The 11,494-nt window shown below is 73.0% G+C and carries 9 protein-coding genes; 4 read left to right on the top strand and 5 right to left on the bottom strand.

The genetic code is table 11. The annotated features are described in order from the left end of the window. Positions 1-10: 10 nt before the first annotated feature. Positions 11-1,660, bottom strand: a complete 1,650-nt coding sequence (locus ABZT47_RS10515; RefSeq protein ID WP_354838522.1) for an FAD-dependent oxidoreductase — start codon at positions 1,658-1,660, stop codon at positions 11-13. Positions 1,661-1,947: 287 nt separating this feature from the next. On the opposite strand from ABZT47_RS10515, the gene ABZT47_RS10520 reads away from it, so the two are divergent. After that, positions 1,948-3,453: an ATP-binding protein gene (locus ABZT47_RS10520; RefSeq protein ID WP_354838525.1), complete on the top strand. Its 1,506-nt coding sequence runs from the start codon at positions 1,948-1,950 to the stop codon at positions 3,451-3,453. Here the strand turns inward: ABZT47_RS10520 and ABZT47_RS10525 are convergent. The 4 genes from ABZT47_RS10525 to ABZT47_RS10540 all read right to left on the bottom strand — a co-directional run bounded on the left by ABZT47_RS10525 (position 3,419) and on the right by ABZT47_RS10540 (position 8,044). Beyond that, positions 3,419-4,678, bottom strand: coding sequence for a low temperature requirement protein A (locus ABZT47_RS10525; protein WP_354838528.1), 1,260 nt, complete (start codon positions 4,676-4,678; stop codon positions 3,419-3,421). The two genes, ABZT47_RS10520 and ABZT47_RS10525, sit on opposite strands and share 35 nt — an antisense overlap. Before the next feature lie 158 nt (positions 4,679-4,836). Further along, positions 4,837-5,556: an SDR family oxidoreductase gene (locus tag ABZT47_RS10530; protein WP_354838531.1), complete on the bottom strand. Its 720-nt coding sequence runs from the start codon at positions 5,554-5,556 to the stop codon at positions 4,837-4,839. A gap of 6 nt (positions 5,557-5,562) precedes the next feature. Continuing rightward, a complete protein-coding gene (locus ABZT47_RS10535) occupies positions 5,563-7,017 on the bottom strand; it encodes a GMC oxidoreductase (protein ID WP_354838534.1) in 1,455 nt (484 codons plus the stop codon). Beyond that, positions 7,004-8,044 carry an ankyrin repeat domain-containing protein gene (locus tag ABZT47_RS10540; protein ID WP_354838537.1) on the bottom strand — a complete coding sequence of 347 codons (1,041 nt, stop codon included), beginning with the start codon at positions 8,042-8,044 and terminating at the stop codon, positions 7,004-7,006. Before ABZT47_RS10540 ends, ABZT47_RS10535 begins: the two co-directional genes overlap by 14 nt. Positions 8,045-8,318: 274 nt before the next feature. Between ABZT47_RS10540 and ABZT47_RS10545 the strand changes: the two genes are divergently transcribed. From ABZT47_RS10545 to ABZT47_RS10555, 3 genes are read left to right on the top strand one after another with little or no spacing between them, the layout of a single operon-like run. Then, complete coding sequence (locus tag ABZT47_RS10545) at positions 8,319-9,029, top strand: EthD domain-containing protein (RefSeq protein ID WP_354838540.1); 711 nt, start codon at positions 8,319-8,321, stop codon at positions 9,027-9,029. Then, on the top strand, positions 9,026-9,850 hold the full coding sequence (locus ABZT47_RS10550; RefSeq protein ID WP_354838543.1) for a type 1 glutamine amidotransferase domain-containing protein: 825 nt from the start codon (positions 9,026-9,028) through the stop codon (positions 9,848-9,850). Before ABZT47_RS10545 ends, ABZT47_RS10550 begins: the two co-directional genes overlap by 4 nt. 5 nt (positions 9,851-9,855) lie before the next feature. Further along, on the top strand, positions 9,856-11,493 hold the full coding sequence (locus tag ABZT47_RS10555; protein WP_354838545.1) for a thiamine pyrophosphate-binding protein: 1,638 nt from the start codon (positions 9,856-9,858) through the stop codon (positions 11,491-11,493). Position 11,494: the final 1 nt, after the last annotated feature.

Genomic DNA, 11,494 nt, shown 5'->3' on the forward strand with positions numbered 1-11,494 from the left:
TTTTGGGGAATCAGGTGCCGGAGCGATAGCGGTGCATCAGGGCGACCGCCATCGCGCCCTCGCCGACGCCCGAGGCGACCCGCTTGACCGAACGGGCGCGCACGTCGCCGGCCGCGAAGACGCCCGGCACGCTGGTCTCCAGCGGGTACGGCTCGCGTTCCAGGCTCCACGCGCCCGCGGGCATGTCCGAGCCGGTCGGCAGGAAGCCGTGGTCGTCGCGCTCCACCACGCCGTCGAGCCACCCGGTGCGCGGACGGGCGCCGATGAAGGTGAAGACGAAGCGCGCCTCCTGCTCGGTCGTCTCGCCGGTGGCGACGTCGGCCAGCGTGATGCGCTCCAGGTGCTCCTCACCGGCCAGTTCCACCACCCGCGTGCCCAGCCGGACCTCGATCGCGGGCGTCCTGCGGATCTCGTCCACCAAATATTGCGACATGCCCGCTTCCAGGGAGGCGGCCCGGATCAGCATGGTGACCTGGCGCGCGTACTTCGCGAAGTGCAGCGCCGCCTGCCCCGCCGAGTTGGCGCCCCCGATGACGTGGACGTGCTCCGACGTGCACGACTGGCTCTCGGTGGTGGCCGCGCCGTAGTACAGGCCCGCCCCGGCGAAGCGGTCGGCGCCGGGGATGTCCAGCCGGTTGTAGGACACGCCCATGGACAGCAGCACGGTCTCGGCGCTGATCTCGGTGCCGTCGGCCAGCGTGATCACCCGCGCCGGGTCGGCGCGGCGCAGCGCCGTCACCTCCACCGGGTACAGCAGCTCGGCGCCGAACCTGCGCGCCTGCGAGACCGCTCTGCGGGCCAGGTCGCTGCCGGCCAGCCCGGTGGGGAAGCCCAGGTAGTTCTCGATCAGGCTGGAGGTGCCCGCCTGCCCGCCCGGCACGTCGGAGTCCACCATGAGCGTCGACAGCCCCTCCGAGGCCGCGTACACCCCGGCCGCCAGCCCGGCGGGGCCGGCCCCGATGATGACCGTCTCGTAGTGCGGGCGCGCCGCCGCCGTGGGCAGCCCCAGCCGCTCGGCGAGCCGGGCGGCGCTCGGCGCGGCCAGGTGGTCGCCCTCGGCGAAGAAGACCAGCGGCAGCGCCTCCCGCCGGCCCTCCGCCAGCAGCCGCGCCTCGGGGTCGGCGTCGACGTCCAGGAAGCGGAAGGGCTGCTCGTTGCGCGTCAGGAAGTCCCGCACGGCGTGGGTCGCCGGCGAGACCGGGATGCCGACCACCTTGATGCCCCGGTAGGCGGGCCGGTGCGCGGCCAGCCAGTCCGACAGCAGGTCGTCCAGCACGGGGAACAGCCGCTCCTGCGGCGGGTCCCACGGTTTCATCAGGTAGTGGTGCAGCCGGACCCGGTTGATCGCGGTGATGGCCGCGTCGGTGTCGGCGTAGGCGGTGAGCAGCACCCGCCGCGCCTCGGGGTAGCGCGCCCCCGCCTCCAGCAGGAACTCCACCCCGGCCATCTCGGGCATCCGCTGGTCCACCAGGAACAGCGCCGGATCGTCGCCGCGCTCGTCCAGCGCGTCGAGGATGCCGAGGCCCTCCTTGCCGGAGGCGGCGCCGAGGATGCGGTAGCTGCCGGAATAGGTGGCGCGCAGGTCCCGCCGTACGGCCCTGAGCACCTGCGGATCGTCGTCCACGGCCAAGATGACCGGCTTGCCCGTCTCGTCGCTCACGTCTGTCCGTCCTCCTCGTCCACGGGGGAACACCAGGCCATGGCGGCCTCCAGAATCGGGACGTGCTCCAATCGAGACCTTCAGCGTAGGTACGCCCCCCGGGCGGGCCATCGCGGACCTGATTTAGTCCCGCGAATCGGGTCCCCGCCTCCTCGCGCGGGCGCGCGTACCCGACAAAGTGCGCCCGGATCCTTTGACCGCCCGCCGACGCCGGTGCGAGGCTCCGACACACCTGGCCTGGGAGCCGCAGGGCCGAAGGCCGCACCTGCCCCGAGAGGAGCCCGCCCATGGGCGCAGCAGATCTCCTTCCGGACGAACTCCGCGCGCATCCCCTGTTCGACGGGCTGACCGGGGAGCAGTACCGATGGCTGGCCGACAGCGGCCGCTCACACGAGCTCGGCGACGGCGAGGTGCTGTTCGCCGAGGGCGCCCCGGCGCGCTTCTTCGTGGTCCTGCTCGACGGCGAGCTGCTCATCTCCAAGGTGGTCGACGACCGGGACGAGGTGCTCGCCCGCCACTCCACCCGGGACGGCGCGGAGGAGCGGGCCATGCTCGCCCACACCTTCACCGGCGAGCTGTGCGTCCTGGCCGGCGACGCCTACCTGGCCACCGCCACCTCGGTCGGCCACAGCCGCGTCGCCCTCTACGACCGGGACACCTTCCTGCAGATGCTGGTGCGCGCGCCGCGCGTGTCGGAGATGGTGGTGCCCGTCCTGGCGCTGCGCGCGCAGGACATGATCGTGAGCGGTGGCCGCCGCTCGACGCTCGCCTCGCTCGGCACCCTGGCCGCGGGCATCGCCCACGAGCTGAACAACCCCGCCTCCGCCGTGATCCGCGCGATCGGCGAGCTGGACGACGCCGTGGAGGAGCTGGAGGCGGCGGCGGAGACCTGGGGCCAGACGGCGGAGCAGGCGGAACGCGCGGCCCTCGCGGCCGCTCGGCGCGACTGGCTCGCCCGCCCGCGCGGCAGCGGTCCCGGCGACGCGCTCGGCGTGAGCCTGCTGGAGGAGGAACTGCAGGACTGGCTGGAGGACCACGGGCTCGGCGACGGGTCCTCCCTCGCGCCCCTGCTGGCCGAGCGCGGCCTGGACACCGGCTGGCTCGACGACCTCGGGGCGCGGGTGTTCGACGCGCGTCTCCCCGCCGCGCTGCGCTACCTGTCGGAGAGCCTGCGCATCCGCTCGTGCGTCATGGACGTGCGCGAGGCCGGCACGCGGGTCTCGGCGATCGTCAGGAACACCAAGGAGTACACCAACCTGGACCGCGCGCCGGAGTCCGACGTGGACGTGCGCGAGGGCCTTGAGTCCACGCTGGCGATGCTGCGTCCGAAGCTCGCGGGCATCACGGTCGTGCGCGACTACGCCCCCCCGCTGCCTCGCGTCCCCGGCTACCCGATGGAGCTGAACCAGGTGTGGACGAACCTGGTGGACAACGCCGCGGGCGCGATGGGAGGGCGGGGCGAACTGCGCGTCAGCGTGCGCGGAGAGGGCGGGTGCGTCCTGGTCGAGGTGGCCGACACCGGTCCCGGCATCGACCCCGCCGTGCTGCCGCGCGTCTTCGAGCCGTTCTTCACCACCAAGGACATCGGCGCGGGCACCGGGCTCGGCCTGCACCTGTCGCACCGCATCGTCACCAAGCGGCACCGGGGGTCCATCACCGTGCGCTCGCGCCCCGGTGACACGCGGTTCCAGGTGCGGCTGCCCGGGCCGCCGGCCTCCCCGGGGGCGGCAGCGGCGGCGGCGGAGGACGGCGCGGCGCCTACGTCGTGCCGGGCGCTTCCCGCCGATGCCTGACCTCGGCCCAGGTGAGCAGCACCAGCAGGCCGGCCAGCGCCGCCGTCTCGGCCAGCGGTGAGAACGCGGTGGACGAGAGGCCCAGCAGCAGGGCGCCGAGCGCGGCGGCGACGCGGACGGCGACCAGCCTGCGGGCCAGCGGCCGGCGGATCACCAGGTGCGCCGCGGTCGTGGCCAGCAGGAACGCCGCGGCGCCGCCGGTGAGCGCGAGGCCGGCGCCGGCCGGCATGTGCGCCTCGGCGGCGTGCTCGATGAGGGCCTCCGACCCGACGGCCGTGGCCGCCAGCCCGGCGAAGATCAGCAGGTGGCCGTACCCGTAGGCGAACCCGCGCACCAGCGAGGAGCGCCCGCTGGTCAGCGCGTTGATGATGACGCGGTGGTCGACGTGCTCGAAGTACACCCACCACAGGCACGCGGCGATCACGAACGTGAAGAACGCGACGGGCAGCGCGCTCGGCGTCGAGGGGGCGCCCCGGGCGCCCCAGGCCACGGCGAGCACCGACTCGCCGAGCACGATCAGCGTGAACAGGCCGAGCCGCTCGGGCAGGTGGGAGGCGTGCGCCGGCGGCGAGGCCACCGTCAGGTACGCCACGAACGGGGTGGCGATCTCCACCAGCAGCGCGAGCGCCCACAGCGCCAGGTGCCAGGGCGCCGACACGGCCACCGAGGCCAGCCACAGGGCGCCGCCGCAGCCGAACCCCGCGACGTAGATGCCGCACAGCTGGCGCAGCGCGGCGTTCTGCGGGGGGCTCTGCGGGGCGTCCCGGCCGGCGCCGGGCGCGTCCGGGGCGGTCCCCGGCGCGCGGGCGGCGCGGCGCGCGTACCCGTACAGGCCCACGAGGATGGCCTGGAGGGCGGCGTTGGCCAGCGCGAACCCGTGCGCCCCGTCCAGCGTGCGGCCGTCGGGGGAGATGGCGACGCCGATCGTGCTGGCCAGCACCAGCGAGCCGAACATCCCCGCGAGCAGGGCGATGCGGAAGTGCGTCGCGTCCGTTTTGAACAGGTCGGCGTAGTAGGCGAAGCTCATCCACACCCACCACACCGGGACGAACAGCGCGCAGAACACCAGGAGCCCATGGAAGGTCAGGTCGCCGTGCAGCAGGCGTGCCAGCTCGGACACGGCGGCCACGAAGACCAGGTCGAAGAACAGCTCCAGCCACGAGGCGTGCGTCGCCTCGGTGGAGCCGGCCAGATAGCGCAACGTGGGAGAGCGTCCGGTGCTCACGAACCTCCTCGGTGGAGCGCCGCCGGGCGGGGCGCCACGAGCCTACGACGGTCCTCCCGCCCGGACCCGGCACCACGCCAGACGGGGCGAGCACGGCACCCGGCGGGGACGACCGGGTGCCGTGCTCGGGGAGGGGGCGGAAAGGGGGACAGGGGAGCTCAGGACAGGACGAGCTCGGCGGGGACCTGGCCGGCGGGGATGTCGAGCAGGCGGATGACGGCGCCGGCGATGTCCTCGGGGCGGAGCATCGACGCGCGCGACGCCCACGAGCGCGCCCAGTCGGCCATCGGCGTGTCGACCAGCCCCGGGCAGATCGCGCACGCGCCGACGCCCTCGCCGGCCAGCTCCTGGTGCAGGGCGGCGGTGAAGCCGACCACGCCGAACTTGGCCGCGCAGTACAGCGAGAAGCCGGGGTCGGCGCGCTTGCCGGAGATGGAGGCGATGTTCACGATGAGCGGGCGCCCCTCGCGCGCGACCTTGCGCAGGTAGGGCAGCGCCGCCTGGCAGAACAGGATGGTGGCCCGCAGGTCCACCTCCAGCACCTCGGTGATGGTGGTCGTGCTGTAGGACTCGAAGGGCCCGGCGGCGAGCAGGCCCGCGCTGTTCACCAGCACGTCGAGCCGCCCCCAGCGCCCGATGTGCGCGGCGACCGCGGCGTGCGCGGCGGCCGGCTGGGCGACGTCGGCGACCACGGTGTGCACGGCCCCGTCCCCGAGGCCGGCCTCGGCGCCGAGCCGGTCGGCGGCGTGGCGCAGCCTGCCCTCGTCCCTGCCGAGAATGGTCACCGCGTGCCCGCGGGCGACCAGCGCGCCGGCCACGGCCAGGCCGATGCCGCTCGAACCGCCGGTCACCAGCGCCGCGTGCTTGGGGCTGCTCATCGGTGTCTATTCCTCCACGATGTCGGGGATGATGGCGGCGAGCGCCCGTTCGGCGAGCGCTCCGATGGTCAGGGCGGGGTTGGTGCACGCGGCGCTGCCGCCCGGCAGGAGCGCCCCGTCCACGACGTACAGGCCCGGGTAGCCGTTCACCCGGCCGTACTCGTCGGTGGCCAGGCCCAGGGGGACCCCGCCGCAGGGGTGGCCGGTGAGGCCGGCGTCGATGGCCTCGATCTTGCCGGTGCCGAGCCGCTCGAACGCCGCGCGCGCGCCGTCGGCGATGACGGTCGCCTCGGGGTCGTCCTTGGGCCAGGTCAGGCCGACGGTGTCGGTGTGCCCGTCGTAGGAGAAGGTGCCCTTCGCCGGGCCGAGGCCCATGCCGATGAGGCCCATGAAGCCCTCGGGCATCTTGGCCTGGGGGATGGGCATGGCCGCCATGGCGATGGGCGCGACCGGGTTGTCCAGGTCTTCGAGCACCGCGCCCGCCGGGCCGCCCTCGCTCGGCCCGGTGGGCGGCAGGCCGCTCCTGATGATGACCAGGTCGCCGTTGGCGCCCCAGCGCGTCCCGACGGAGTCGGCCAGCTTGGGCAGCGCGCCGGTGTCGCGGGCGCGGACGAGCAGCTTGGTCGTCGCGACCGACCCGGCGGCCAGGAACAGGTGCTTGGTGTGGATGTCCCTGCGGGCGACGACGCGGCCGTTGTCGTCGAGCTCGTCCACCGTGACCAGGTAACCGGAGCCGTTCTCGCGCACGTCGGTGACCTGGTGCAACGGCAGCACCTCGACCTTGCCGGTGGCCTCGGCCCTGGGCAGGTGGGTGCGGTCCAGGCTGCGCTTGGCGCCGCTGTTGGCGCCGTACCAGACCTGGCCGGCGATCTGCGAAGGGGGAATGGCGCCGGCCAGCTCGGCGCGGATGACATCCCAGTCGAGGCCCAGCTCGAACAGGCGCGCGGTCATCCCTGCGGCGGCGGCCTCCTCCAGCAGCACCCGCTGGCCGCGGTAGCGCTCGTGGGCGAGCACGTCGGCGGGCATGGTGGACACCCCGACGGCCTCGCGGACCTTGGGGTACCACACCTCGTCCATCTCGTCGTAGCTCAGCCAGGAGGGGAACACCCGGCCGAACAGGTCGCGCCGGGGCTGGTAGAGGACGGTGTTGTAGACCAGCGAGCCGCCGCCGACGCCCGCGCCCACCAGGACGTCGATGCCCTCGCCCCTGACCCGTTCGAGCACGCCGGTGTAGACGTCGATGGGCAGGCCCTCCTGGGCCGGGGCGACGGTCACCGGGCTGAGCCAGGCGGCCCGGCCGTCGGGGCTGTCGTAGGTGGCGAAGGTGTCGTGCGCGTCGGTGATGGGCCAGCGGCGCCCGCGTTCGAGCACGAGCGTCTGGACGCCCGCCTCCGCCAGGCGCAGCGCGGCGATGGCGCCGCCGAACCCGCTGCCGACGACCAGGGCCTCAGTGTCGCGCATTGCCGCCTCCCGCTATGAGAACGGTGACCTCGTGATCGTCCCCGAGGACCTCGCGCGCGAGGTCGAGCGGGGTCTTGCCGTCGTGGCCGGTCAGGCCGAGCGGCGCGCCGGCCTGGACCAGGATGCGGGCGCAGTCGGCGTAGCCGTGCCACAGCGCGTCGTGCAGGGGGCTGTAGCCGTTGGTCGCGCCCTGGAAGGCCAGGTCGGCCTCCGGGTGGGCGACCAGCAGGCTGGTGATGTCGGCGTGCCCGTTGTAGACGGCCTTGTGCAGCGGGACGGCGCCGAACGTCGGCTCGACGGCGTTGACGTCGGCCCCGGCGGCCAGCAGCTCGGCGACGATCTCGGTGTGCCCGTCGCGGCAGGCCACCAGCAGCGCGGTGTGGTCGTCGTTGAAGCCGTTGACCATCGGCCAGCGGGTGTCGACGGGGAACCCCTTGGCGAGCAGTTCGCGGACCTTGGCCAGGTCGCCGCCGGTGACGGCGTTCATCAGGGCGTGCCCGGCCGCCGCCGCGTCGTCGGCCTCCTGCCGGGCGCGCAGCAGCTTGTCGGACTCGATGAGGCGTTCCTTGCCGAAGGTGTTGACGTTCAGCTCGTACGCGAAGTGCTCCTTCATCGAGAAGCCGTAGTGGGTGGACAGGTTGAGCCCGGCGCCGTGGTCCAGGAGCACCTCGACGATGTCCGGCCACTTGAACCACAGGGCGTCCATGAGGGGGGTGTGGCCGGTGGTCGCGGCGACGGCGTCGACGAAGGCGCCGGCGCCGAGCAGGTCGCGCACGACCTGCGCGCTGCCGCCCTGGCAGGCCTTGTGCAGGGCGGTCGCCCCGGCCTTGGCGTCGGTGGTGAAGACGTCGGCCCCCGCGTCGAGCAGCGCCCGCACGGCGGGGGCGTCCGCGCGGCCGGAAGCGATCATGAGCACGTTGAGCCCGGTGTCGGTGTCGCGCTCGTCGGGATCGGCGCCGGCGCTCAGCAGGTCGCGGATCTCTCCGACGGCGCCGCGGCGCACCGCCGCGGTCAGCTCGCCTTTCATGTGCCACCTTTCGGTAAGGCATCCGTTGAGCTGGACAGTAGGCCCGGCCGCCCGCGGTGGCCATAATCGCCGCGCTTTCGCCGGGCACTTTGTCAGTTGGCCGTCCTGCGGCGAAGACCGACCGAGGATAAGCCGATATTTCCCGATTGCCAGGTGACTTGACTTTAACGGCGGATTCAATGCGCTATGTCGAGAAGTAATGGTTTCTGCTTTGACGGTGGCCGAACGGCGCTGCGATCGTCCCAGTGAAGATCCCTGGCGAAAAGGAGATCGCATGATCCACCAGTTCATCCTGGCCGCCCCGAAGCCAGGCATGACCGCACAGGAGTTCCAGGACTACTGGGTCAACGTCCACGCGGTGAAGTTCGCGGCCAAGATCCCGCAGATCCGGCGCTACCTGATCGACTCGCGCGTCCCGTCCACGGCGGACCGTGGGCGCCCGGCGCTGCCCCACCAGGGCATGGCGGAGATCTGGCTGGCCAACGAGCAGGAGCAGCTCGCCTCGCTGCAGACCGAGGAGTTCCTGCACGGGGCGCGGCTCGACGAGCCGAACTGGGCGGCGTTCTGGCTCACCATCGTGCTGGACACCGACGCCCACGAGATCGTCCCCGGCCCGCCGCTCACCGAGGCCGCCCCGTCCTGGGTCAAGGTCACCACGCTGATCAAGCGCAGGCCCGGCCAGGACCTCGCCGACCACCGCGAGCGGACGCTCTCGGAGTACGCCCCGGTCGTCAGCGGGCTGCCCGGGGTGCGCCGCCACCTGCACGCCCACACCAGGGACGGCTTCTACACCTTCGGAGAGGCGTCCTTCGACAGCGTCGAGCAGATCTGGTTCGACGACGTCGCGGCGGCCGAGGCCGCGCTGGCCTCCCCGTACTTCACCGAGAAGGTCGCCCCGGCGCTCGACGCCGTCGCCGACCCCGCGCACGTGTTCTCCCTCACCACCCGGGAGAACTGGATCATCGGCCCGCAGGAGGAGCGATGAGCAGGAAGGTCCTGGTGCTGCTGTCCGAGCACGGCTACTGGGGGGAGGAGCTGCTCGGCCCGCTCACCCACTTCGACCAGCGCGGATACGAGGTCGTCTTCGCCACGCCCACCGGCGGGCGCCCGCACGCGCTGCCGCCGAGCATGGACCCCGACTACCTCGACCCGCCGCTCGGCCGCTCGGTCACCACGCCCGAGGTCGCCAAGCTGGTGCGCGAGCTGGACGACTCCGACCGGCTGGACCACCCCCTCGACATCTCCGCCGTGGTGCCCGAGCGCCCCTACGTCAGCGACGACGACTACCTGCACGCCCTTGAGGCCTACAACAGGACGCTGGACAGGCTGGCGGAGCACATCGACGGCTTCGACACCATGCTGATCGTCGGCGGCAGCGGCCCCATCGTCGACCTGGCCAACAACGGCCGCGTCCACGCGCTGATCCTCGGCTTCCTCAAGGCCGGCAAGCCGGTGGCCGCCGAGTGCTACGGCGTCGCGTGCCTGGCCTTCGCCCGCGACTGGGAGGACCGCAAGAGCATCATCTGGGGCAAGCACGTCACCGGCCACTGCAAGGAGTACGACTACAAGGACGGCACCGGCTTCCTCGGCACCGACTTCAACATGGGTCCGCCGCCGTACCCGCTGGAGTACATCCTGCGCGACGCCACCGGCCCCGAGGGCCGCTACCACGGCAACTTCGGCAAGGAGACCTCGGTCATCGTCGACTACCCGTTCATCACCGGCCGCTCGACGCCCGACTCCTTCCTCACCGGGCAGAAGATCGTCGAGACGCTGGAAGACGGTCTGCGCCGGTTCGGCTGGTGAGCCCGATGAGCCCCACGGACGCCAGGACCGGCAACGAGGCGATCATCGAGCAGTTCCTCGCCGACGGCATGCGGTACATGTTCGGCAACCCCGGCACGGTCGAGCAGGGCTTCCTCGACGCGCTGGAGAAGTACGACGACTTCCACTACGTCCTGACGCTGCAGGAGACCGTGGCGGTGGGCATCGCCGACGGCTACGCCCGCGCCACCGGCGGCCCCGCCCTGGTGCAGCTGCACAGCGGCGTCGGCCTCGGCAACGGCATCGGCATGATGTACCAGGCCAAGCGCGGCCACACCCCGCTCGTCGTGGTCGCCGGTGAGTCCGGCGTCCAATACGAGGCGATGGACGCGCAGATGGCCGCCGACCTGGTCGCCATGGCCAGGCCCGTCACCAAGTACGCGACCCGGGTGACCGACTCCTCCTCGGTGCTGCGGACGCTCCGGCGCGCCGTCAAGATCGCCATGACCCCGCCGCGGGGCCCGGTGTTCGTCTCGCTGCCCCTGGACGTGCTCGACCGGCCCAACGACGAGCCGGTCGTGCCCTCGGTGGTCCCCTACACCGCGACGGCCCCCGACGCCGCGACGATCCGCAGGGCGGCGGCGCTGCTGTCGGACGCCACGGCGCCGCTGGTGCTGTTCGGCGACGGCGTGGCCGCCTCCGGCGCGCAGGCGGAGCTGACCCGCGTGGCCGAGCTGCTCGGCGCGGACGCGTGGGGGGTGGAGATGTCGGAGGTCTCCATCGACGGCCGCCACCCGCTGTACCGCGGCCAGACCGGGCACATGTTCGGCGAGGTCAGCCGGGGCATAGTCGCCGGCGCCGACGCCGTGCTCGTCGTGGGCACCTACCTGTTCCCCGAGGTCTTCCCCGACCTGGCCTCGCCGTTCCGGCCCGACGCGCGCATCGTGCACGTCGACCTGAACTCCTACGAGATCGCCAAGAACCACCCGGTGACGCTCGGCCTGGTCGCCGACCCCAGGGCCACCCTGGCCGCGCTCGCCGCGGAGCTTTCGTCGTCGATGTCGCCGGCCGCCCGCGAGGCCGCCGCCGGGCGGCTGCGCCGCGCCGCCGAGCGGCCCGCGGCCCCGGCCGACGAGGACTCGCTGCTCGGCGCGTTCGCCCGGCGGCTGGCCGAACGCGCGCCCGAGGACCTCATGGTCTTCGACGAGGCCCTGACCGCCTCCGGCGTGCTCGGCGCCCACCTGCCGCCGCGGCTGCCGGGCCACTGGTTCCAGACCCGCGGCGGCTCGCTCGGCGTGGGCATCCCCGGCGCGATCGGGATGAAGATCGCCAACCCCGGCAAGACCGTCGTCGGCTTCACCGGCGACGGCGGGAGCATGTACACCATCCAGGCGCTGGCCACCGCGGTCCGCGAGGGCGCCGGCGCCAAGTTCGTCGTCTGCAACAACCGCGGGTACCGGCTGCTCGACCTCAACATCGAGCAGTACTGGCGCGAGCGGGACATCGCCGCGCACGCCTTCCCGCGCTCCTTCGACCTGGCCCACCCCGAGCTCGGCTTCACCGACATCGCCCGCGGCATGGGCGTGGAGGCGATGCGGGTGGAGAAGCGCTCCCAGGTGGAGGAGGCCGTCGAGCGGATGCTGCTCGACGACCGGCCGTTCCTCATCGACCTCATCACGGAGTGAC

The sequence above is a fragment of the Sphaerisporangium sp. NPDC005289 genome, from assembly GCF_040607455.1.
GTDB classification, from domain to species: domain Bacteria; phylum Actinomycetota; class Actinomycetes; order Streptosporangiales; family Streptosporangiaceae; genus Sphaerisporangium; species Sphaerisporangium rhizosphaerae.